At 73.2% G+C, this 20,560-nt stretch carries 17 protein-coding genes and 1 pseudogene; 10 read left to right on the forward strand and 8 right to left on the reverse strand.

Features of this window, described 5'->3' with window-relative positions; translation table 11 throughout:
• Window positions 1–35 precede the first annotated feature (35 nt).
• The 6 genes and pseudogenes from ACFYWQ_RS31710 to ACFYWQ_RS31735 form a co-directional block, all read right to left on the reverse strand.
• Window positions 36–1,268, reverse strand: coding sequence for a CHAD domain-containing protein (locus ACFYWQ_RS31710; protein ID WP_389521160.1), 1,233 nt, complete (start codon window positions 1,266–1,268; stop codon window positions 36–38).
• Entirely contained in the window at window positions 1,249–3,477 is a 2,229-nt protein-coding gene (locus tag ACFYWQ_RS31715; RefSeq protein WP_389521162.1) for an RNA degradosome polyphosphate kinase, read from the reverse strand. The genes ACFYWQ_RS31710 and ACFYWQ_RS31715 overlap by 20 nt, the downstream gene beginning before the upstream one ends.
• A gap of 391 nt (window positions 3,478–3,868) precedes the next feature.
• Window positions 3,869–4,972 (reverse strand): hypothetical protein, encoded by a 1,104-nt coding sequence (locus ACFYWQ_RS31720; protein ID WP_389521164.1) that lies wholly within the window; start codon window positions 4,970–4,972, stop codon window positions 3,869–3,871.
• 20 nt (window positions 4,973–4,992) lie between these two features.
• Entirely contained in the window at window positions 4,993–6,084 is a 1,092-nt protein-coding gene (locus ACFYWQ_RS31725; RefSeq protein WP_389521166.1) for an ABC transporter permease, read from the reverse strand.
• Window positions 6,081–7,067 carry an ABC transporter ATP-binding protein gene (locus ACFYWQ_RS31730; protein ID WP_389521168.1) on the reverse strand — a complete coding sequence of 329 codons (987 nt, stop codon included), beginning with the start codon at window positions 7,065–7,067 and terminating at the stop codon, window positions 6,081–6,083. The genes ACFYWQ_RS31725 and ACFYWQ_RS31730 overlap by 4 nt, the downstream gene beginning before the upstream one ends.
• Window positions 7,068–7,249: 182 nt before the next feature.
• A pseudogene (locus ACFYWQ_RS31735) lies at window positions 7,250–7,633 on the reverse strand (GntR family transcriptional regulator); the annotation flags it as partial.
• A 229-nt stretch (window positions 7,634–7,862) separates the two neighbouring features.
• Here ACFYWQ_RS31735 and ACFYWQ_RS31740 point away from each other — a divergent pair.
• Genes ACFYWQ_RS31740 through ACFYWQ_RS31760 form a run of 5 tightly spaced genes read left to right on the forward strand, consistent with a single transcriptional unit; the run spans window position 7,863 to window position 12,420 of the window.
• Window positions 7,863–8,414 carry an RNA polymerase sigma factor gene (locus ACFYWQ_RS31740; RefSeq protein WP_389521170.1) on the forward strand — a complete coding sequence of 184 codons (552 nt, stop codon included), beginning with the start codon at window positions 7,863–7,865 and terminating at the stop codon, window positions 8,412–8,414.
• Entirely contained in the window at window positions 8,411–9,253 is an 843-nt protein-coding gene (locus ACFYWQ_RS31745) for a zf-HC2 domain-containing protein (RefSeq protein ID WP_389521172.1), read from the forward strand. Before ACFYWQ_RS31740 ends, ACFYWQ_RS31745 begins: the two co-directional genes overlap by 4 nt.
• Before the next feature lie 55 nt (window positions 9,254–9,308).
• Complete coding sequence (locus tag ACFYWQ_RS31750) at window positions 9,309–10,190, forward strand: ABC transporter ATP-binding protein (RefSeq protein WP_389521174.1); 882 nt, start codon at window positions 9,309–9,311, stop codon at window positions 10,188–10,190.
• Window positions 10,187–11,734 (forward strand): ABC transporter permease, encoded by a 1,548-nt coding sequence (locus tag ACFYWQ_RS31755; RefSeq protein WP_389521176.1) that lies wholly within the window; start codon window positions 10,187–10,189, stop codon window positions 11,732–11,734. Before ACFYWQ_RS31750 ends, ACFYWQ_RS31755 begins: the two co-directional genes overlap by 4 nt.
• Before the next feature lie 41 nt (window positions 11,735–11,775).
• A complete protein-coding gene (locus tag ACFYWQ_RS31760; RefSeq protein ID WP_389521178.1) occupies window positions 11,776–12,420 on the forward strand; it encodes an ABC transporter in 645 nt (214 codons plus the stop codon).
• A gap of 239 nt (window positions 12,421–12,659) precedes the next feature.
• On the opposite strand, the gene mshD is transcribed toward ACFYWQ_RS31760, so the two are convergent.
• Complete coding sequence (mshD, locus tag ACFYWQ_RS31765) at window positions 12,660–13,586, reverse strand: mycothiol synthase (protein ID WP_389521180.1); 927 nt, start codon at window positions 13,584–13,586, stop codon at window positions 12,660–12,662.
• A 249-nt stretch (window positions 13,587–13,835) separates the two neighbouring features.
• On the opposite strand from mshD, the gene ACFYWQ_RS31770 reads away from it, so the two are divergent.
• The 5 genes from ACFYWQ_RS31770 to ACFYWQ_RS31790 all read left to right on the forward strand — a co-directional run bounded on the left by ACFYWQ_RS31770 (window position 13,836) and on the right by ACFYWQ_RS31790 (window position 18,376).
• A complete protein-coding gene (locus tag ACFYWQ_RS31770) occupies window positions 13,836–15,638 on the forward strand; it encodes a bifunctional metallophosphatase/5'-nucleotidase (RefSeq protein ID WP_389521182.1) in 1,803 nt (600 codons plus the stop codon).
• Between the two features lie 334 nt (window positions 15,639–15,972).
• A complete protein-coding gene (locus tag ACFYWQ_RS31775) occupies window positions 15,973–16,101 on the forward strand; it encodes a hypothetical protein (protein ID WP_389521184.1) in 129 nt (42 codons plus the stop codon).
• Between the two features lie 54 nt (window positions 16,102–16,155).
• Complete coding sequence (locus tag ACFYWQ_RS31780) at window positions 16,156–16,281, forward strand: hypothetical protein (RefSeq protein ID WP_389521186.1); 126 nt, start codon at window positions 16,156–16,158, stop codon at window positions 16,279–16,281.
• 53 nt (window positions 16,282–16,334) lie between these two features.
• Window positions 16,335–16,460 (forward strand): hypothetical protein, encoded by a 126-nt coding sequence (locus tag ACFYWQ_RS31785; protein WP_389521188.1) that lies wholly within the window; start codon window positions 16,335–16,337, stop codon window positions 16,458–16,460.
• A 131-nt stretch (window positions 16,461–16,591) separates the two neighbouring features.
• On the forward strand, window positions 16,592–18,376 hold the full coding sequence (locus tag ACFYWQ_RS31790) for an ABC transporter ATP-binding protein (protein ID WP_389521190.1): 1,785 nt from the start codon (window positions 16,592–16,594) through the stop codon (window positions 18,374–18,376).
• Between the two features lie 22 nt (window positions 18,377–18,398).
• Here the strand turns inward: ACFYWQ_RS31790 and ACFYWQ_RS31795 are convergent, their stop codons facing one another.
• Window positions 18,399–20,522 carry a pectinesterase family protein gene (locus tag ACFYWQ_RS31795; RefSeq protein ID WP_389521192.1) on the reverse strand — a complete coding sequence of 708 codons (2,124 nt, stop codon included), beginning with the start codon at window positions 20,520–20,522 and terminating at the stop codon, window positions 18,399–18,401.
• Window positions 20,523–20,560 lie beyond the last annotated feature (38 nt).

A 20,560-nucleotide genomic window follows, 5' to 3' on the forward strand; every position in this document is an offset into this window, starting at 1 on the left:
TCGGTCGGGTCGGTCGGATCGGTCGGGTCGGTCGGTTACGGCGTGGTCGTGCCGTAGGTCTGCTTCTGCCACGAGCGCTGGAAGGCGTACCGTGCCGCCTCCACCTCGTGCCGCTGGTCGGCGTGGAGCACGCCGAGCGCGTACGCCGTCGCCGGGGCGATGCGCGGGGTGCGCGCCGCCTGGGCCGCCGCGGCGGCCGCCTCGGAGGCGTCGCGGTGCCGGTCCAGGGCCTGGCCGGCCGCGAGCAGCCGCGTGTCGGGCGGGATGTCGCCGCGCAGGACCTCTAGGGCGTAGCGGTGCAGGCGCAGCAGGAGGCGGACCTGGTGCCAGGGCGCGTCCTGCGGGTGCGGGGCGGGGTCCGGGGACAGGCCGTGGATCAGGGCCTCCGCGTTGTACGGGTGGCCCGCGGTGAGGAGGGGCAGCGCGCCGGCCGCGTCCGTGAGGCGCTCCTCCGCCGCCGCGGCGAGGGTGCGCAGATCGGTGCTCGCGGCGGCGGGCGTGAGGGGGACGTCGCTGGCCAGGACGGCGACCCTGTCCGCCACGGCGTGGAAACGGCTCGAGCCCAGCGCCTGGAGGGCGGTGGAGTGGGCCCGGGTGCGGGCCAGGGTGAGCTGGCGGTCGAGGAGGGCGCCCGCCTTGGCCGCGCCCACGGTGAGGTTGCCGCGGTCGGGGGCGGCCGGGCGCGCCGGGTGTCCGGCGTTGCCGGCGGGCGGCTTCTGCGCGGCGGCGGCAGCGGCGCCGGTGGCGGCAGGGCCAGCGGCGGCAGCGCCGGTGGCTCGGCGGGCCGCTCCGGCGGAGACGAGGGAGACCGGTGCGGGCGCGCCGCCGGCCGTCGCCTCCGCTCCCGGCGGGCGCGCGGGGCTGCCCGTCCCTGCCGGCTGCGTCGGGACCGCCGCCGCGCCCGACAGCCGGTGCAGGGCCAGCAGCAGGCGTTCCAGACGGGCCTCGCAGGCGTGTTCGAGGGCCAGGGTGCCGGAGAGCCAGGCCAGTTCGGGGCGGATCTCCTCGGACCAGCCGGGGTCGAGGAGGGGCCGGAACGTGTGCAGGCTGGCGCTGATGCGGCGGGCCGAGCGGCGCAGGGCGGTGGTCGCGTCGGCGGAGCCCGTGACGCCGGGGGCGCCGTTCGCCGCGCCGCCGCCGGCCTCCCGGTGCAGGCGCAGGGCGCGGAGGAACTCCGTGGCCTGCGCCCTTAGGTAGGCCGCCAGGGCGTCCCCCGTCGTCACGGACCCGGCCGTGGGGCCCGTAAGGTCATGGTGTCGCTGTGCCACGCCGGCGCCTCCGGGCGTCTATGAGCATCTCCTGGACGTTGCGCAGGGGCTGGCCGTCCCCGTCGGTCGCGTGCCGGGTCCACTCGCCGTCCGGGCCGAGGTGCCAGGAGGCGGTGGTGTCCGACATGCCGGTCTCCAGCAGCCGGTTCAGGGCCGCGCGGTGAGCCGGGTCGGTGACCCTGACCAGGGCCTCGATACGGCGGTCGAGGTTGCGGTGCATCATGTCCGCGCTGCCGAACCACACCTCGGGCTCGCCGCCGTTGCCGAAGGCGAACACCCGCGAGTGCTCGAGGAAGCGGCCGAGGATCGAGCGGACGCGGATGTTCTCCGACAGGCCGGGCACGCCCGGGCGCACCGCGCAGATGCCGCGCACCCAGACGTCGACGGGGACACCCGCCCGGGACGCCCCGTAGAGGGCGTCGACGATGGCCTCGTCCACCATCGAGTTGGCCTTGATGCGGACGTAGGCGGGGCGTCCGGCACGGTGGTGCTGGATCTCCTTGTTGATCCGTGAGATCAGGCCGTCGCGCAGCGACTTGGGGGCGACCAGCAGCCTGCGGTAGGTCTCGCGGCGGGAGTAGCCGGAGAGCCGGTTGAAGAGGTCGGAGAGGTCCGCGCCGACCTGCGGGTCGGCGGTGAGCAGGCCGAGGTCCTCGTACAGCCGGGCCGTCTTCGGGTGGTAGTTGCCGGTGCCGACGTGGCTGTACCGGCGGAGGGTCTCGCCCTCCTGGCGGACCACCAGGGACAGCTTGCAGTGGGTCTTCAGGCCGACCAGGCCGTAGACCACGTGGCAGCCCGCCTCCTCCAGCTTGCGGGCCCACTTGATGTTGGCGTGCTCGTCGAAGCGGGCCTTGATCTCGACCAGGACGAGGACCTGCTTGCCGGACTCGGCGGCGTCGATGAGCGCGTCGACGATCGGGGAGTCGCCGGAGGTCCGGTACAGGGTCTGCTTGATCGCGAGGACGTCCGGGTCGGCGGCCGCCTGCTCCAGGAAGGCCTGGACGGAGGTGGAGAAGCTGTCGTACGGGTGGTGCAGGAGCACGTCCCGGTTGCGCAGGGCGCCGAAGATGTCCGGCGGGGAGGCGGACTCGACCTCGGCGAGGTCGCGGTGGGTGCCGGCGATGAACTTGCGGTACTTCAGCTCGGGCCGGTCGAGGCCGTGGATGCGGAAGAGGCCGGTGAGGTCCAGGGGACCGGGCAGCGGGTAGACCTCCGCCTCGGTGATCTTCAGCTCCCGCACGAGCAGGTCGAGGACCTCGCGGTCGATCGACTCCTCGACCTCCAGGCGCACCGGCGGTCCGAAGCGGCGCCGCATGAGCTCCTTCTCCAGCGCCTGGAGCAGGTTCTCCGCGTCGTCCTCCTCGACCTCCAGGTCCTCGTTGCGGGTGAGCCGGAAGGCGTGGTGCTCCAGGACCTCCATGCCCGGGAACAGCTCCTCCAGGTGGGCGGCGATGACGTCCTCCAGGGGGACGTACCGGCCGGGGGAGCTCTCCAGGAAGCGGGACAGCAGCGGCGGCACCTTGACGCGCGCGAAGTGCTTGTGCCCGCTCACGGGGTTGCGGACGACGACGGCGAGGTTGAGGGAGAGGCCCGAGATGTACGGGAAGGGGTGCGCCGGGTCGACCGCCAGCGGGGTCAGCACCGGGAAGATCTGGTGCCGGAACAGGGTGAAGAGGCGGGCCTGCTCCTTCTCCGTCAGCTCGCTCCAGCGGACCAGGTGGATGCCCTCCTCCGCGAGCGCGGGGGCGACGTCCTCGTGGTAGCAGGCGGCGTGCCGGGCCATCAGCTCGCGGGAGCGGGCCCAGATCATCTCCAGCACCTCGCGGGGCTGGAGGCCGGACGCGGAGCGGGTGGCGACGCCGGTGGCGATACGGCGCTTCAGGCCGGCCACCCGGACCATGAAGAACTCGTCGAGGTTGCTCGCGAAGATGGCGAGGAAGTTCGCCCGCTCCAGCAGGGGCGTGTTCGGGTCCTCGGCGAGCTCCAGGACGCGCTCGTTGAACGCGAGCCAGCTGCGTTCCCGGTCGAGGAAACGACCCTGCGGCAGCTCCGCCCCGTCCTCCCGGGACTCCTCGTACGCGTCGAGATCGGCGTCGATGTCGGGTTCGAGGTCGGAGACCACGGCGGCCACGGTGTGCGGGCGGTGCGCGGCTATGGAGCCCACGGAGGGCTGCGCGTGCTGGACGTCTGCCTGGGTGTGCTGGCTCATGGACCCATTCTTCCGCGCCAGGACCGGCACAGGCGCGTCGGAACGTGCGGGCGGGAGCGCGGCGGCCTTCCCGTCGGGGCGGTTCCCCTCGGGGGGTGGCGAAGCCTCGGGCACGGCGGGGTTCATTGACCGAGCGTCGCAAGGTCGTCTGAACCAATGGTTACGGAGACATGGCGTGTGGGATATCGGGGGGCGGCTCGCGGGGGCGGCTCGCGGGGGCGGCTAGTGGGGGCGCGGGTGGGGGCGAGTGCGCCTCTCGGCCCCGGCCCGGAGCGGAGGGGCGGGGGTCGAGGGGCTTGGGGGGGCTTGGGGCCTGGGGGCCTGGGGGCGTGAGGCCTGGGCCCGGGGCTTGGGGGAGTGGGTTCTCTCCAGGGGCCAGGCGGAACCCGTGTCAGGCCGTGCGGTGTCTCAGCAGGCGGAACGCCGCCGTGGTCGCGAGGGCGGCGACGGCGAGGACGATCGCCGTCTCCACGAGCTGGAGGGGCCAGAAGTGGGAGGTGGGGTGGTAGGTGGTGTAGAAGCCGGTCACGCCCAGGTCGTCCAGGCAGCGGCTGCGGACCTCGGCGGCGCTCTCGCACCGCCAGAACTGGACGTCCGGCACACGGCGGCCATGGACCAGGGCGCCGGTCTCCAGCGCCCACGCGGAGTCGGGCGCCTCGACCGGGCGGGTCGCCGAGAAGCGGGACGCCGCCGGCCACAGGGACGCGCGGTGCGCCGCCAGGAAGAGGCCGAGCAGCCAGGTCACGGCGACGGACACGCCGAGCGCGGGCAGCGCGCGGCGCAGCAGGAGCGCCGTGAGGGTGCCCAGGGCGAGGGCGCAGAGGGCGTACGCGACCGTGACCGGGCCGGTGGCCGCGAACGTGTGGTCCGCCGTCCACCCCGTGCTCACCAGCAGGTCCTCGTCGGCGGCCCGGACCCAGCGGAACACCAGGACCAGGGTGGTCGTGCCGAGGGCAATGAAGAACGCGGCGACGGCGAGCTTGGCGCCCAGCCAGCGGGCGGGGGAGACGCCCTGGGTCCAGGCGAGGTGCGCGGTGCGGTGCTCCAGTTCGCGGCCGATCAGCGCCCCGCCCGCGAACGCCGCGACGGCGAGGAAGGCGTAGGCGGTCAGCAGAGCGGCCAGGTCGAGGGAGCTGCCGAGGTCGTAGCCGGTGCCGTACGTCGGGTCGCACCAGCCCGGGGCCGTGCTGTCGCAGGCCTCCCGCCGCGCCCGTGCCTCGTCCGCGGTGACCTCGGTGAGCCACACCAGCCATCCGGTCAGGCCCAGCACGGCCAGGCCCCAGACGGCGAGGGCGGTGCGGTGCACCCGCAGCACGGTCCGGGCGGTGCCCCAGCGGGGCGCCGGGTCGGTGGCATCCCGGCGGGGCGCCGGGTCCGTGGCGTCCCGGCGGGGCGCCGGGCCCGTGGTGCCGTTGGCGGAGGCGCCGGCTGCGGCCACGGCGGTCATACGGCGGGCCTCTGGGGTGGTCATACGGCGGGCCTCTGGGGTGGTCATACGGCGGTCCCCTGGCGCGGTCATACGGCGGGCCCGTGAGGCGGTCGTACGGCGGACCCCTGCCGGGTGGCGCGGGCGGCGCGGGTCGCGCGGGTGGCGTCGGCGGCGGGGGAGGGGGCCGTCTGTCGCTTCAGCAGCACGAACGCGGCCACGGTGAGGGCGGCGGCCACCGCCACGAGGAGGGCCGAGGTCGTGAACTGGAGGGGCCAGTGGTGGGACTCGGGGTGGTAGCTGGTGTAGAAGCCGGTGACGTCGAGCCGGTCGTACAGCGTGGGGCAGTCCTCGGCGAACGCCGGACCGCAGCCGGGGTCGGCGATGTGCGCGCCGGAAGCGGTGACCAGGCCCGAGTCGGCCACCGGGCCTTCGTACACGTAGCCGGTGTCCCGGCTGGTCACGCGGGTGACGGCCGGCCACAGGTGTGGCATGGCCAGGTCGGCCAGGAGGCGCAGGCCGGCGGTGACGACCAGGCCGGTCAGCAGCGCGGGCAGCGTACGGCGCAGCAGCAGGCCGGCGAGGGCGCCGGCGGCGAGGCCGGCCAGGGCCAGGGCGACCGTGGTGGGGCCGTTGGCGTGGAGGGTCTGGCCGTCGTACCAGCTCTTGGCGGTGTCGATGCGGCCCCGGCCCGCCGTCCAGGCGAGGCGGTGCAGCAGCACCAGCAGGCTGGTGCCGGCGGTGATCAGGGCGGCCGGGACGGCGAGCTTGAGGGTCAGCCAGCGGAGCGGGGACAGGCCCTGGGTCCAGGCGAGGTGCGCGGTGCCGTGCTCCAGTTCGCGGCCGACGAGGGCGGCGCCCGACCAGGCGGCGACGAGGAAGGGCAGGGCGTTCAGGGCGGCGGTCGTGTAGGCGTACACGTCCTTGTAGCGCAGGATCGGCTCTTGGTAGTAGGCGCAGGGGTCGTAGTCGACGCAGGCGTTGTACTGCCGCCAGCTTTCGGCGGCGGCTTCGGTGAGCGGTCCCCACAGCCACAGCAGCGCCGATGCGAGGAGGGCGACGAGAGCCGTCCAGACGTACAGGCCGGGGCGGTGGAGGCGCAGGAGCCAGCGGAGGTGCCGCCGGGTGGGGCCGGGGTGTCCGGTGGTGCTGGGGGCGGCGGACGGGGCGAGGGTCGTCATGCGGCGTCCTCCCCGTTCTTCTCGTTCTCCCCGTTCTTCTCGTTCTCCCCGTTCTTCTTGTTGTCCTTCTCGGCTCCCGCGGGTGAGGTCTTCTCGTCGTCCGCGGGTGGCGCGGGGACCAGGGAGTCCGCCTGCGGGTTGCGGAGGTAGGCGAGGACGAGCTCCTCCAGGGACGGGGAAGCGGGGTGCCAGGCCTCGGGGAGGGGGCCGGTCGGGCGCAGCAGCGCGGTGAGCTGGCGTCCGGTGACGCGGGACTCCACGACCGTGTGCCGGCTCAGGTCCACGGAGTCCGAGGGCCCGTGCACGCGCGCGTGGGCGGCGAGCAGGTCGTCGATCTCCCCGGCCAGGCGGATCCGTCCGCCGCCCACCAGGAGGAGGCGGTCGCAGGACTCCTCCAGTTCGGCGACGACGTGCGAGGACATCACGATCGTCGTGCCGTGCTGCGCCGCCTGCGCCATCAGGGTGCCCATCAGCTCGTGCCGGGCGAGCGGGTCGAGATCGGCCATCGGCTCGTCCAGGAGCAGCAGTTCGGGCCGCTTGCCGAGGGCCAGGGCGAGGGCCACGCGGGTGCGCTGCCCGCCGGAGAGGGAGCGGATCCGCGCCTTGGGGTCGAGATCGCCTGCGGAAACGATCCGCTCGGCGGTTTCGGCGTCCCAGCGGCCCGGGTTGAGATCGGCGCCCACGAGCAGCGTCTCGGCGACCGTGAGCTGCGGGTACAGCGGCTTGTCCTGGGCCACGTAGCCGACACGCGCGCGTGCCGACGCCGGGTCCGTGCCCAGGACGGTGACCGTTCCCTCGGTGGGGGCCAGCAGTCCGGCGGCGAGGGCGAGGAGTGTGGACTTGCCCGCTCCGTTGGGCCCGACGACGGCGCAGACGCGCCCGGCCGGCAGCCGGAACGCGCAGTCGCGCAGCGCCCAGCCCCGGCGCCGGCCGAGGCCGAAGCGTTTGCCGAGCGCGGTTGCCGCCATGGCGGTGTCGGTCATGAAGCGTCCCCCTGGGAGTGCTGGTCGTGGGCGTGCTGACGGTCGTCGGACCTGCCGTTGCCGTTGCCGTTCCCGTTGCTGTCGTCGGTGTCGGTGTCGGTGTCGGTATCGGTGGCGGTGGCGGTGGCGGTGGTGGTTTCGGTGGTGCGGTTGGGTGTGCGGTCGCGATCGGGCTCGTGACCGGCGGGGTGTGCGGCGAAATGCCGGTCGAGTACGGCGGTGAAGAGCGCGGCCACGTCGTCGCGGTCCAGGCCGGCCTCGCGCGCCCGGTCCGCCCACGCGTCCAGCTCCGTGCGCAGGGGCGAGTCGGCCGGAGCGGTGCTCAGCCCGCGCCGTACGAAGGTGCCCAGGCCGCGGCGGGCCTCGACGAGTCCGTCGCGCTCCAGCTCGCGGTAGGCCTTCAGCACGGTGTTCGGGTTGATGGCGGTCGCCTCGACGACCTCGCGGGCCGTGGGCAGCTTGTCGCCGGGGCGCAGCAGGCCGAGGCGGAGGGCCTGCTTGGTCTGCTGCACGATCTGGACGTAGGTGGCCACGCCGCTGTGCCGGTCGATGCGGTATTCGACCACTTCGACAACCACCCTTTCACTAATTGAGTAGTGAAAGGGTGGTGCAAGGGGGGTGGGTGCGTCAAGCGGTGTCTTGAGGGGGGAGGGAGGGCGGGGGACGGCGGGGGGTGGCGGGAGCGGTCGGTGACTCACCGGTACCTCGGACGGAAGAAACGGGGCCGGTCGCGGAGGCGTGAAAATCGTGCGGCGAACCGTGAACCGATCGGCGGGGCCCGTCCGATGAGGGGATGTGAGCGAAACGCGAAGTGACGCGGAGCTGCTGCGGGCCATCGCGGCAGACCGGGACCGTCACGCCTTCGAGGAGCTGTACCGGCGATACGCGCCGTGGCTGACCGCGCGTATGCGCAGCCGCTGCGCCGACGCGGGGATAGTCGACGACGTCGTCCAGGAGACGTTCCTCGCGGTCTGGCGGGGCAGCGCGCGCTACCGGCAGGAGGGCGCCTCCGAGGACGCCGCCGGCTGGCTGTGGCGCATCGGCGCCCGCCGGCTGGTCGACGCCCTGCGGGGCGACGGCGCGCGCGGCCGTCTGCGCCAGGCGCTCGCCCGGCTGCGGCACCGCGACGAGGTGTCGGCGGAGGACCGCGTGCTCGCGGGGGTGGAGCACGGGGACCTCGCCGGGGCCCTCACCCGGCTCTCGCCGGAGCTGCGGGCGGTCCTCCAGGCCACCGTCATCGACGGACTCACCACCCGGGAGGCTGCCGTCCTGCTCGGCATCCCCGCGGGCACGGTCAAGACGCGGGCGCTGCGGGCCCGCAAGCAACTGCGGGAGGCGCTGGCATGACGTGGCACGTGGCAGAAGAGGACCTGCGCGCGTACGCGCGGGGCGAACTGGCGCCGCCCCTGCTGTGGTCCGCCGACACGCATCTCACGGCGTGCGCGCGGTGCCGGGACCGGCTCGCGGGCGCCGTCGACCCGGTCGCGCTGGACGCCGGCTGGGAGCGGCTGGACGCCGAACTGGACGCGCCGAGGCCGGCCCTGAGCGAGCGGCTGCTGGTGCGGCTCGGTATGGCCGACCACACCGCGCGGCTGCTCACGGCGACCCCGGTGCTGCGCCGCTCCTGGCTGCTGTCGGTGGTGTCGCTGCTGGTCATGACCGTCCTCGCGGTCCACCTGGTGGACCGGCCCGCGCTGTTCCTCGCCCTCGCCCCGCTCCTCCCGCTCGCCGGGGTCGCCCTCTCCTACGGCCCGGTGCTCGATCCGACGCACGAGATGGCACTCGTCGCCCCGATGCACGGCTTCCGGCTGCTGATGATCCGCACGGTCGCCGTGCTCACCGCGGGCCTGGTGTGCAACGGCCTGGCGACGCTCGCCCTGCCGGGGTACGGGCTGCTGGCCCTGACCTGGCTGCTGCCCGCGCTCGCCCTCACCGCGACGGGACTGGCGCTCACCCCACGGCTGGGCCCGGCCCTCGCGCCCGCCCTGGTCGGCGCCGTCTGGCTGACGCTGCTGGTGGTGGCCGAGACCCAGGCCCACGGCGACGGCACGCTCGCCCCGTTCACGGCGGGCGGACAGTCGGCCGCGGCGGCGGTCGCGGTGCTCGCCGCCGTGCTGCTCCACCAGACCCGCGACCGCTTCGACGTCCGTCCCGTCGGAGGCTTCCCGGACGGGGGCGCCCCGTGACCCCGCCCCCGCCCCTGCCCCTCCCGCCGACCGACCGGACCACCAGGAGCACCCCATGAGCACCGCGCCCACCACCGCGCCCACCACCGTCACGGCCTCCGGCCTGTCCCTGCGCTACGGCGGCACCGACGCCCTCGACGGCGTGTCGCTGCGGCTGGCCCGGGGCGTCACCGGTCTGCTCGGGCCCAACGGCGCAGGGAAGACCACCCTGTTGCGGGTGCTGGCCACCGCCGTGCCGCCCGACCGGGGCGAGTTCACCGTCCTGGGCCACGACCCGGCGACGGCGACCGGCCGTCTGTCCCTGCGCCGCGACCTCGGCTACCTGCCCCAGGCCCCTGGCTTCCACCCGGACTTCACGGCCTTCGAGTTCGTCGACTACGTGGCCATCCTGAAGGAGCTCACCGACCGCGGCGCACGGCACCGGGAGGTCCGGCGCGTGCTGGAGGTGGTCGACCTGTCCGCCGTGCGCGGCAAGCGCATCAAGCGGCTGTCCGGCGGTATGCGGCAGCGCGTCGCCCTGGCCGCCGCGCTCGTCGGGAACCCCGGCTTCCTCGTCCTGGACGAGCCGACCGTCGGACTCGACCCCGAACAGCGCATGCGCTTCAGAGAGCTGGTCGCCGAGGCCGGTGAGGGCCGCACCGTCCTGCTGTCCACCCATCAGACGGAGGACGTCGCCATGCTCTGTCACCGCGTCGTGGTCCTCGCCGGCGGCCGGGTCCGCTTCGAAGGCACCCCCGCCGAGCTGACCGCCCGCGCGGACGGCCGGGTCTGGAGCAGTACCGAACGCGACCCGGAAGCCCTGGCCGGCTGGCGCACCGGATCCGGCGCCTTCCGCAACATCGGCGACCCGCCGGAGGGCGCCGACCTCCTCGAACCCACCCTGGAGGACGGCTACCTGCTCGCTCTCGACGGCGAGGACAGGACGGTGACCGCGTGAGCGCCACCATCACACCCGTCGACGCGTCCGCCGCCGCGCTCCCCGACGCTCCCCGTCCTTCCCGTCGCGCCGGCGCGGTCCTCGCCCTGGCCCGCTTCGAGGCCCGCGAGCTCTTCTTCCAGATCCCGGTGCTGTTCTTCTCCGTCCTCTACGCCGGCCTCATCGCCCTGCGCATGACGCGGCAGGAGGGCATGGACGACTACCCCGTCCTCTCCGTGGTGGACCGCGGCACCCAGACACCGTCGCTGCTGCTCGCCATCGCGCTGCTCGTCTGCACCAACGCGGCCGTCCTGCGCTCCCGCCGACACGGCACGGTCCAGCAGTTCGACGTCCTGGCCATGGAGCCCTGGCGGCGCACCCTCGCCCACCTGCTCTCCGCGCTCCCGTGCGCCGTGATCACGGCGATCGTCGTCGGCGTGGAGTTCACCCGGGAGGCGCTGAAGCCCGGCGCGATCGGCCACGGCTCCGTCGGTGAACTGGCCGCGGGCCCGCTGACCGTCCTGCTGGCCGGGGTCACGGGCGTGCTGCTGGCGCGACTGCTGCCCTTGCCCTTCGTGCCCATGCTGTTCGTAGTGGTGGTGTACGTGGGCGGTGTCATGGCCTCGGCGGCCGGCGCGGACGACACATGGGCCGTGTGGCTCTCGCCGATCGTCGTCTCCGACATCACCGGCGGCGACCCGGTCCCCTCCGGCCTGCTCGGCCGCCCGGCCGCCTGGCACGCGCTCTACCTGGCCGGACTGTGCGCCCTGCTGATGTGCGCGGCACTCCTGCTCTCCGGCGGGCGTACCCGTGCCGTCAGGACGGCCACCGTCCTGGCCCTCGCCGCCACCGCGGCCGGCGTGGCGGGCCAGTTCCCGCGTGACACGGCGGCCCTCGAGGCGGCGCGGACGACGGCGTCCACGACGCCCCGGAAGGTCCAGTCGTGCACGACGTACGGCGGGTCGACGTACTGTGCCTTCCCCGAGTGGACGGGCGTGCGCGACGACTGGGCCCGCGTCGTCGACCGCGTCCGGTCGGCGGCGGGCGGCACCGCCGCGCGCATCCCGCTGACGGTGCGGCAACGCATCGACACCAGCGGCGGCGTGGAGGCCGACACCTCGCTGACTTCCTCGACCACCCCGGCCGAGGTCACCGTCGGCACCCGATGGGGCGGCAACCGCGTCCCCGAGTTCGCGGTCGGCGTCGCCTCGGTCCTGGTCGCCGGGTCGGAGGACGCGGCCCAGCAGATGTGCGGCGCCCGGGCGGTGACGGTCATGTGGCTGGTCCTGGGCACCGACCCCACACCCCTGTCCACCTTCGGCGACGTGCGCCTCGACGACAGCGTCACCGGGTCCGGCGTGGTGCTGACGCCCACCGACGGGATGTCCCTGACGGCGCAGCAGACGACCGTCGTGCGTGAGCTGACGGCCCGCCCGCGGGCGGAGGTCTCCGCGCGGGTCAAGGCCCACTGGACGCAGCTGACGTCACCGGAGACGTCCACGGCCGAGGCGGCCAAGCTGCTGGGCGTGGCCGCACCGGAGGGAGCGGAATCGTGCGAGGAGTAGCGAGGACCAGGACGGTGTCCCGGGACGGGACGCGGCGGACGATGCCCGCCCCCGCCCTCCTCCGGTCCCTTCTCCCCCTGGTCTGGCGGACGCTCCCCTGGCGGGCGCTGGCCGTGGCGGGGGGACTGGGCCTGCTGCCGGCCGTGGCGGTGCGCTTGCGGGAGCGGGCGCCGGGCGAGGAGATGGGGCTGGTTCTCCTGCGGCTCGTCGCGCTGAGCGGCGCGCTCGGGCTGGCCTTCCTGATGGACGACCCCGCCCGCCGGACGACCGGGACGACCCCGCTCGGCCGACCGCTCCGGGCCGGCCTGCGACTGGCGCTCGCCGCTCCCCTCGCGGCCCTGTGGTGGACGACCGCCCTGCTGCTCATACCCGCGCCGACCCGCCCGCCCCTCGGCCCCGTCACCGTGGAGGCCGCGGCGACGGCCGCCTCCGCACTGGCCCTCGCCACCGTCGCCGTCCGCTTCACGAGCGCGGCGGAGGTGGGCAGACGGACGGCGGTCCGCCTCGGGACGGCCGCGGCCCTGGTCGTGCTGGTCCCCGCACGGTGGGGGCTGTCGGCGATGCCGGGAGAGCCCTGGTGGGAGGCGACGCAGATGAGATGGGCGCTGCTGCTGGCAGTGACCGTCGCGACGACGGCGGTCTGCACACCGGAACCCCTACGACGCCGCTCCCCACGCTTCGGATAGCCCGGCTCGTTCCACGGAGGCCGTTCGCCACCGGTCAGGACATTCCAGCCCTTCCGGGGGTGCCTCCTCCGGGGATGTCCCCTCCGGGAATGCCTCCTCCGGGGATGCCCCTCGGCGTCCCCCCGGGGCAGTCCGAGGACGAGGCCCCCGGGCCCCTTCAGGGCAGAAGCGGAGATCCGGGAGCGGAGATCCGGGAGCGGGGGTCCGGGAACGGCAGCCCCCGGCCGGACGTCGTCCCCTCACGTCTCCGTCCGGTACATCAGGTCCGTCTCGTGCGTGACGAACCCGAGCCGCTCGTACACCGACACCGCGGCCTTGTTGTCGGCGTCGACGTACAGCATCGCCGTGGGCAGCCTCTGCGCCGCGAGGTGCCGCAGGCCGATGGTGGTGAGGGACTTGCCGAGGCCGCCTCCCTGGGCGCCGGGCGCGACGCCGAGGACGTACACCTCGCCCAGCTGCTCCTCGGCGTGGACCTTCGTCCAGTGGAAGCCGACGAGTTCGGTGCCGCGGAAGGCGAGGAAGAAGCCGGCGGGGTCGAACCAGGGCTCGGACTTGCGGTCGTCGAGGTCGCGCTGGGTGAGCGAGCCCTGCTCGGGGTGGTGGGCGAAGGCGGCGCTGTTGACGGCGAGCCAGGCGCCGTCGTCCTGTCCGGGGACGAAGGCGCGGACGGTCACGCCCTCGGGCAGCACCGGATCGGCCAGTTCGAGGTCGGTCAAGGACCGGCGCATCTGGCGCAGTTCGCGGAACAGCGTCAGGCCCAGCACCTGCGCCAGGTGCCGCGCGGCGGAGTGGCCGCCGTGGGCCCACACCCGCAGCCGCTTGCCGGAGGCGGCGAGCAGGGCCGAGCCGAGCGCCCGACCGTGCCCGTGCCCGCGGTGGGCGGGGTGGACGACGAGTTCGGCAGCCGGGGCCTCGACGGGGTCGGTGTCCTCCAACTGGGCGTAGCCGACGAGGTCGTCGCCCACGAAGAGCAGCAGATGGCCGACGCCTTCCCGGGCGCCGCCGCGCAGTTGCAGCCGGCCCTGTTCGGACACCGCCTGCTGGCCGTCGCTGTGAGCGGCGTCCGCGAGCAGGGCGAGGACGGCCTCGGTCTGCTCGGGGGAGAGCGCGGAGTGGGTCTCGATGGATCGGGAGCCGTGGATCCGTGCGGTGTCGTCGCTGGTCATGCGTACGAGGGTAAGGGGCGGACCCCGCAAAGTGGCGGCACGGGAGGAAGGGGAACGGGAAGCCAAAGCGTGCGGCGGGCGAAGGGCAAAGGGAAACCAGGATGTAACCGTGAACCCCCTGTCGCGCTACGCGCGTTGACCCTAGGCTGCGGCCGGACGCGGCCACGCGTCCCACACGCCGGGCCACTCATCCCGACCCGCCTCTCAGGGCCGTCCGGCCCGGAGGACGCCGACACCACAGGGGGGCGCATGCCAGCCACTTCCCAGTCGTATCCGACCCGCAGACGCCGTGGTTACGGTCTGCTCGCGGCGGCCGCCGGTCTGGCCACCGCCGGCGCCCTGGTCGCCGCGCTCCCCGCGGACGCGCACGACGGCAAGCACGGCAAGCCGCTGCCCAGCCGCTACCAGGACGTGCAGCTGCTGTCCTTCAACGATCTGCACGGCAACCTGGAGCCGCCGTCCGGCTCGTCCGGCCGGGTCACGGAGACCCAGGCCGACGGCACGACGAAGACGATCGACGCGGGCGGTGTGGAGTACCTCGCCACGCATCTGCGCCAGGCCCGGGAGGGCAACGCGTACTCGATCACCGCGGCCGGCGGCGACATGGTCGGCGCCTCCCCGCTGGTCTCGGGCCTCTTCCACGACGAGCCCACCATCGAGGCCCTGAACAAGCTGGACCTGGACGTCACCTCCGTCGGCAACCACGAGTTCGACGAGGGCGCCACGGAACTGGCCCGGCTGCAGAACGGCGGCTGCCACCCGACGGACGGCTGCTACACGGACGAGACGTTCGAGGGCGCCGACTTCCCCTACCTCGCGGCGAACGTGCTGGACGAGAAGACCGGCAAGCCGATCCTGAAGCCGTACTGGGTGTGGAAGAAGAAGGACGTCAAGATCGGCTTCATCGGGGTCACGCTGGAGGACACCCCCGGCATCGTCTCCGCGGAGGGCGTGAAGGGCCTGAAGTTCCAGGACGAGGTCGAGACGATCAACAAGTACGCCAAGGTGCTCCAGCGCCAGGGTGTGAAGTCGATCGTCGCGCTGATCCACGAGGGCGGCCAGCCCGCCTCCGCCTCGTACAACTACGACTGCGACTCGCCGGGCGCCGGTGACGGCATCTCCGGCCCGATCGTGGACATCGCGAAGAACATCACGCCGCAGGTGGACGCGCTGGTGACGGGGCACACCCACGCCGCGTACGCGTGCACGATCGACGACCCGTCGGGCACGCCGCGCACGGTGACCTCGGCCGCGTCGTTCGGCCGGCTCTACACCGACACCACGCTGACGTACGACCGCTTCACCGGGGACATCGCCCGCACGGCGGTGAAGTCGGCGAACCACGTGGTCACCCGGACCGTGGCCAAGGCGCCGGACATGACCGAGCTGATCGGCAGGTGGAACACCCTCGCCGCCCCCATCGGCAACCGCGCCATCGGCTACATCTCCGGTGACGTGCCGAACACGGGCACCGAGTCCCCCATGGGGGACCTGATCGCCGACGCGCAGCTCTGGTACGGCAAGGAGCTCGACGCGGAGACGGACCTGGCGCTGATGAACCCGGGCGGGGTCCGGGCCGGTCTCACCTACGCGGCCAAGGCCACCGAGGGCGACGGCGTGGTGACGTACGCCGAGGGATTCACCGTGCAGCCGTTCTCCAACACCGTGAACCTCCAGGACTTCACCGGCGCCCAGTTGATCCAGGTGCTCCAGGAGCAGGTGAGCGGTACGAACGCGGCCGCGCCGAAGATCCTCCAGCCGTCCGCCAACCTGACGTACACGCTGGACCTGACGAAGACCGGCGCCGACCGGGTCGTCACGGACTCCGTCCGGCTGAACGGCGCGGCCGTCGACCCGGCCGCCACCTACCGCGTCGCGACGAACAGCTTCCTCGCGGGCGGCGGCGACGGCTTCACCACCCTGGGCCAGGGCACGAACGACCTGGTGGGCGCGGACGACCTGACCGCCCTGGAGCAGTACCTGACGGCCAACTCCTCGGCCTCGGCGCCGATCGCTCCCCCGGCGGCGAACCGGATCACGATCGTGCAGTAGCCCCCCGGCCCCCCGGCCCCCCGGCCCCCCGGCCCCCCGGCCCCCCGGCTCCCAGGCCCCACCGCTCCACCGATCCACGGCCCCACGGCCCCACCGCTCCCCAGGGGCCCGGTCCGTACGCGACCCGCGTACGGACCGGGCCCCTTTCGCGTTTTATCAATTCTATGTAAGGGCGGGTTTGGTTCCCCGGTTCGCCTGAAAACTGTCTCAGCCGCAATTCATCGAGGTCTCAGCGGAATTGGCTTTTTTCCGCTCCGGCGTCCCGTAGTGTTTTCCATGTCGAAAGCGAACGACGCGAAAGCGAAGTCGCGAACACGGGACAAGGAGACAGACCATGAGCTTCCACAAGATCACCCCGGTCAAGAAGACCCGCAAGACCGCCGCCCAGGCCGCGAAGCCCGCGCCCAAGAAGAAGGTCGTCAAGAAGGTCGCGGCCAAGCGCCCGGTCGGTAGCCATAAGTAGCACTTGGCTTGAGCAAAGCAAATCACAGCTAATTATCAGCGAAAGGGCACTGTCATGAGCTTCCACAAGATCACCCCGGTCAAGAAGACCCGCAAGGCCGCCGCCCCGAAGCCGGCCGCCCCCAAGAAGAACGCCGCCAAGAAGACCGCGGCCAAGCGCCCGGTCGGCGGCCGTAAGTAAACACCGCATCAGTACCGCACTGCACAGCTGATCACCGAGAAAGGGACACCTCCATGAGCTTCCGCAAGATCACCCCCGTCAAGAAGACCCGCAAGACCGCCGCCCAGGCCCCGAAGCCGGCCCCCAAGAAGAAGGCCGTCAAGAAGGCCGCCAAGCGCCCGGTCGGCAACAAGGGCTGACGCGGTGTCCGAGGCGGGGCCGACGGTGCGGGCGAACCAGCCCGCACCGGGCCCCGCCTCCGCCGTGTCCGCCCTGTCCGCCGTGTCCGCTGTGTCCGCTGTGTCCGCGCTCGAACGAGGGAGTCGCTGAGATGAGAGAGGCCCGGGAGGCCTTCCGCCGCTTCTGGCCGCTGACCCGCGGCGACCGCAGGTGGATGCTGGTGATCATCGCGTGCGTGGTGGTCTCCGCGCTCGCCGAGACGGCGTCCATCCTGCTCTTCGCCGAACTGACCGACAACGCCCTGGAGGCGGGATCGCTCTCCGCGTTCTGGGGACCGGCCGGCGCCTGGCTGGGCGTCGCCGTGCTCGGCGCGCTCGTCGGCTACCTCGGCAACTCGCTCGCGACCTGGACGGCGGAGAGATTCGTGCTCCGCCTGCGCGCGGGCGTCTTCGGCCACGTCCAGGACCTGCCGCCCCACTTCTTCCAGCGGCACCGCCAGGGCGACCTGGTGGAACGCCTCACCGGTGACGTCGAGGCCATCGAGCAGATGGTCGTCTCGGGTGTCGTCGGCACGGTCTCCGCCGCCTTCTCCGCCGTGTTCTACGCCGCGGCCGCCCTCTACCTCCGCTGGGACCTGGCCCTGGCCACCTTCGTCCTCGCGCCCCTCTTCCTCCTCGCCGCCCGCCGCTTCTCCGGCCGCATCAAGCAGGCCTCGCAGGACGAGCGGGTCGCGGACGGCGCGATCACCTCGGTGGTGGAGGAGTCCCTCGGCAACATCGTCCTCACCCAGGCGTACAACCGGCGCCGGGACGAGGAACGGCGCCTCGACAAGGAGGCCCGCGCGTGGATGCGGGCGAGCGTGCGCGGGGCGCGGCTGAGCGAGATGTACGAGCAGTTCGTGGAGGTCGTCGAGACGCTGTGCGTGCTGGCGGTGATCGGCCTGGGCGTCTGGGAGATCTCCGCGGACCGCATGTCACTGGGCGACCTGCTCGCCTTCGCCGCCTTCATCGGCTACCTGTACCCGCCCGTACGCGACCTCGGCCAGCTCGGCCTGACGGTCACCGCGGCCACGGCCGGCGCGGAACGCATCGGCGAACTCCTGGAGGCCGAGCCGGCCGTGCGGGACCCCGAGAACCCGGTCGCCCCCTGGCCGGTACGCGGCTGGGTCGCCTTCCACGACGTCACCTTCCGCTACCCCGGAGCGGCGAAGGACTCCACGCGCGGCCTCACCTTCACCGCGGGGCCGGGCGAACTGCTCCTCGTCACCGGCCCGAGCGGCGCCGGCAAGTCGACCCTCGCCAAGCTCCTCACCCGCTTCTACGACCCCGCGATCGGCGTCATCTCCCTGGACGGCGTCCCGCTGACGGACGTTCCGCTGGAGTTCCTCCGGGACAACGTCGCCCTGCTCCCGCAGCAGACCCTCGTCCTCAACGGCACGATCCGCGAGAACATCGGGTGCGGCCGGCCGGGTGCCACGGACCGCGAGATCGAACGGGCGGCGAGGTCGGCGGCGGCGCACGACTTCATCGCCGCGCTCCCCGAGGGCTACGACACCCTCATCGCCCCCGGCACCGCCGCCCTCTCCGGCGGCCAGCTCCAGCGCGTCGCCATCGCCCGCGCGATGCTCCGCGAGGCCCCCGTCCTCGTCCTCGACGAGCCGACCGCCGGCCTCGACTCGGTCGCCGCCCGCCAGGTCGTCCAGCCCCTGCGCCGCCTGATGTCCGGCCGTACGACGATCATGATCACCCATGACCTCAGCCTCGCGCCGGACGCCGACCGCGTGCTCGTCGTCGACGACGGCCGTCTGCTGGACGCCGGCACGCACGACGAGCTGATGGCGCGGTGCCCCGCCTACGTGCGGCTGGCCACCCCCTGGCCGACGGCGCCGGAGCCGGTCGGCGCCCTGTCCGACGACACCTTGACGCTGCGGAGGTGAGGGACGAGGTCCCGGCCCCGGGTCAGGACGCCGTGGGCGTCCAGCCCGCCAGCCAGTCCGCGACCTCCTGGTCGGCGGCCTGGGCGTCGGTCAGCTGCGGCCGGTCGCTGCTCGCGCTGCCCGCGCCGGCGCCGGTGTTCTCGTACTCGGCGAACCGGTCGTCCTTCCAGGAGAACCCGCTCATGTCGGTCCAGGGAGCCGCCTTGATCGCGGAGCTGAGGACCGTGTCGCGGACCGTGGTCTGCGGATCCAGGGTGGCGTCCCCGCCGGCGTGCCAGGGCCGGCCCAGGTAGAAGGAGGCGGCGGAGACGTCGCCGTTCACGGTCGAACGGCTGATGAGGAAGCCCTTGCGGTCGGCCGCGGTGCTCGGTGCGGTGATGTAGCCGGCCGAGGAGCCGTCCCAGCGCTTCTTCAACGTGATCACCGACTTGTCGATCACCGCCGTCGCCCGGCCGAAGACGAAGTCGACGTTCCCGATGACGTACGAGTTGGTCATGTACACCCGGCCCAGTTTGTCCTTGGCCGCGGTGTCCAGCAGCAGGGTGTCCTGGTCGCCGCTGACGATGACCCCGTCCAGGAACACCTGGTCGGCGGCGGTGCGCAGGGCGACGGCCTGGTGGCCGGAGAGCGACTGGTTGGCGCCCTCGTCGAAGTCGTTGGTGATCGACAGGTTGCGGGCCTGGAAGTCGTCGGCCTCGACGGCGACGGTGGCGCTGCCCGAGGTGCCGTACGTGCCCGAGCCGTCGGGCTTCTGCGTGCCGGCCGCGTTGCCGTAGACGATCACCGTGTCCTTGCGGCCGGCGCCGCTGCCCTGGAGGGTGACGTGCGGCTTGTTCGACGGCACCTTGACCGTCTCGCGGTACGTGCCCGGCGCGATCGAGACGACCACCCGGGAGGCGTTGCCGGCGGGGACGGCGTCCACGGCGGCCTGGACGGTCCGGTACTGACCGGTGCCGTCCGCCGCGACCGTGAGCGTGGTCGCCGCCGCGGCCGCCACGGTCGTGGCGGCGGTCGTCGTGCTGCCCGTCGTCGTGGCCGCGGTCGTCGCCGTGCCGATCGTGCTGCGCGGACCGGCCCCCGCCTTGACCAGCGACGGCACGTTCGCCGCCGCGTCGAGGGTGTACGGGTAGTAGGCCGTGGCCTCGAAGGCCGTGCCCCCGCTCTCGTTGCGGCCGGTGGTGCCCGAGAAGACGTTGCCGCGCTGGACGAGCGACGCGGTGCCGTCCTTGATGACGGGGTTGCCGAACCCCTGGAAGTAGCTGTTCTCCAGCAGCATCGTCGTCGCGCCGCGCGCGTAGTTGCCGTACGAGGACGTGATGTCGGTGTCCGCCACGTCCTCCAGGAAGTTGTTGTACAGGTGGGCGTGGGCGGCGTTGTCCGTCGACGGGTTGCGCTGTTCGGTCTCGCGGATCCAGTTGTGGTGGATCGTGATGTCGGTGACGACGTTCTCCGTCCAGCCGATGCCGAAGGCCTTGTTGTCGTTGCCCAGCCGGTTCCAGGACACCGTTACGTACGTGCTGTCCTTGCGGACGTCGATCAGCCCGTCGGCCATGTGCCGCAGATCGTTGTGGTCGATCCAGACGTGGTGCGCGCCGTCCATCTGGATCGCGTCGAAGTCGTGGTCCTTGTCGTTCCAGACGCCCTGGTAGGTGTCCCGGATCGTCAGGTTCCTGATGATCACGTTGTGGACGCCCTGGCCCAGGAAGAAGCCGCCGCCGACGAGGTGCCCGGAGGTCCCGGACCCGACGATGGTCTTGTCGGACGCGACCTTGATCTCCCGGCCCACCGTGTCCATGGTGATGGCGGCGGCGACGACGATGACGTACGGCTCGGCGGCCGTCGCGTACTTCTCCAGGTCGGCGAGCGTCCGGACGGTCACGGTCGCGCCGTCCCGGCCGCCGTACGTCCCGTTCTGCCCGAGCGCGTCGACGGAGGCGAACCCGTCGGCGGTGGCGGTCGCCCAGGCGGGCGCAGCGGCGGTGGCGACGGTGGCGGCGGACGCGGTCTGAGGGGAGCCGAGCCCGGACACCGTGCCGTACGCCAGCGCGCAGGCGGCGGTCAGGGCCAGCGGCACACCGACCGTGAGCGCCCTCCTACGCCGGCGGTGGCGGGGCTTGCCGGGGTCTGTGACGCGGTGTGCGTTCATGCGGCTCTTCCGTTCCGTGTGGGGGATGGGACCGCTGG

Source organism: Streptomyces sp. NPDC003247, assembly GCF_042888135.1.
Classification (GTDB): domain Bacteria; phylum Actinomycetota; class Actinomycetes; order Streptomycetales; family Streptomycetaceae; genus Streptomyces.

Bases quoted from the DNA above. Each gene is read 5' to 3' on its own strand.
- ACFYWQ_RS31715 (WP_389521162.1), bottom strand. From the start codon at position 3,477: ATGAGCCAGCACACCCAGGCAGACGTCCAGCACGCGCAGCCCTCCGTG.
- ACFYWQ_RS31720 (WP_389521164.1), bottom strand. From the start codon at position 4,972: ATGACCACCCCAGAGGCCCGCCGTATGACCACCCCAGAGGCCCGCCGT.
- ACFYWQ_RS31725 (WP_389521166.1), bottom strand. From the start codon at position 6,084: ATGACGACCCTCGCCCCGTCCGCCGCCCCCAGCACCACCGGACACCCC.
- ACFYWQ_RS31730 (WP_389521168.1), bottom strand. From the start codon at position 7,067: ATGACCGACACCGCCATGGCGGCAACCGCGCTCGGCAAACGCTTCGGC.
- ACFYWQ_RS31745 (WP_389521172.1), top strand. From the start codon at position 8,411: ATGACGTGGCACGTGGCAGAAGAGGACCTGCGCGCGTACGCGCGGGGC.
- ACFYWQ_RS31750 (WP_389521174.1), top strand. From the start codon at position 9,309: ATGAGCACCGCGCCCACCACCGCGCCCACCACCGTCACGGCCTCCGGC.
- ACFYWQ_RS31760 (WP_389521178.1), top strand. From the start codon at position 11,776: ATGCCCGCCCCCGCCCTCCTCCGGTCCCTTCTCCCCCTGGTCTGGCGG.
- mshD (WP_389521180.1), bottom strand. From the start codon at position 13,586: ATGACCAGCGACGACACCGCACGGATCCACGGCTCCCGATCCATCGAG.
- ACFYWQ_RS31770 (WP_389521182.1), top strand. From the start codon at position 13,836: ATGCCAGCCACTTCCCAGTCGTATCCGACCCGCAGACGCCGTGGTTAC.
- ACFYWQ_RS31775 (WP_389521184.1), top strand. From the start codon at position 15,973: ATGAGCTTCCACAAGATCACCCCGGTCAAGAAGACCCGCAAGACCGCC.
- ACFYWQ_RS31780 (WP_389521186.1), top strand. From the start codon at position 16,156: ATGAGCTTCCACAAGATCACCCCGGTCAAGAAGACCCGCAAGGCCGCC.
- ACFYWQ_RS31785 (WP_389521188.1), top strand. From the start codon at position 16,335: ATGAGCTTCCGCAAGATCACCCCCGTCAAGAAGACCCGCAAGACCGCC.
- ACFYWQ_RS31790 (WP_389521190.1), top strand. From the start codon at position 16,592: ATGAGAGAGGCCCGGGAGGCCTTCCGCCGCTTCTGGCCGCTGACCCGC.
- ACFYWQ_RS31795 (WP_389521192.1), bottom strand. From the start codon at position 20,522: ATGAACGCACACCGCGTCACAGACCCCGGCAAGCCCCGCCACCGCCGG.